At 63.6% G+C, this 1,067-nt stretch carries 1 protein-coding gene; it reads right to left on the reverse strand.

Annotated elements, in window-relative coordinates; genetic code table 11:
- Positions 1 to 33: 33 nt before the first annotated feature.
- A partial coding sequence (locus HX786_RS31460) for an FGGY-family carbohydrate kinase (RefSeq protein WP_178913082.1) occupies positions 34 to 1,067 on the reverse strand: 1,034 nt, incomplete at its 5' end.

Below are 1,067 nucleotides of genomic sequence, written 5' to 3' on the forward strand. Positions count from 1 at the left end.
CAAGCCCGCCCCCACATTTGGATCAGTGTTCGCTTAATTCAATTGCAAGCTGTGCATCACCGGTTTCAAGGCCGGATACAGCTCCAGATAGCTGGCAAACGCCCGGTCATACACCCCGACATTCCCCGCCGCCGGCTCCGCCCGCAGCTCCAACTGCACCCAACCTTTCTCCATCTGCCGGTCATCCACCACCCCCACCGCATGGGCCGCCAACAACGCCGCGCCCAAGGCCGCCTCCACCTCTTGCACAATGGTGTAGACCGGGAAGTGGGTGATGTCCGCAATAATCTGCATCCACAAATCCGAATGGCTCGCCCCACCCACCACAATCAGCCGTGGATCAAGGGAATGCGCCCCACGGGTGCCCGCTTCGATATTGTGCCGCAGGGCAAAACTCACCCCTTCGAGCACCGCGCGGTACAGGTGGATCCGGCTGTGATACAGGTTCAGCCCGACAAAGCTGCCGCTGGCCCGGTCATCCCACACCGGGCTGCGTTCGCCCATGAGATACGGCAGGAACAACAGCCCTTCGCTGCCCGCCGGGATCTTTGCGGCGCTCTGCTCCAGCAGCCACAAACTGTCCTGGCCAGTCTCTTTCGCCTGCTGCTCCTCAGCCTGGCAGAACTGTTCGCGAAACCAGCTCACCGACGCCCCGGCGGTGATCGCACCACCGAAGATGTACAGGTCCTGATGGCCGTTATAGACGTGGGGCATGCTCACCAGGCCATGGCGCGCATCCACCTGCTGATTGAGATAACCCCAGCACATGCTGGTGCCAATCATCGCCACGTGATTGCCCGGCCGCGTCACCCCGGCCGCCAATGTGGCCATGGCCGCATCCACGCCCCCGGCCAGGATCGGCGTGCCGGCCTGCAAGCCCAGCCGCCGGGCCCATTCCTCCAGCAAACCACCGACCACTTCACCGGAATACAGCAAACGCTCCGGCATCATCGCCAACGGAATCCCAAGCGCCGCCAGCATCTCGGCCGACCAGCCGCGCCGGGCCACATCGTAGACGCCACCGATATTGCCGGCGCTGCTGTGGTCCACCGCCAACTCACCGGTCA

The organism is Pseudomonas sp. 21615526 (assembly GCF_013386245.1).
Classification (GTDB): Bacteria; Pseudomonadota; Gammaproteobacteria; order Pseudomonadales; family Pseudomonadaceae; genus Aquipseudomonas.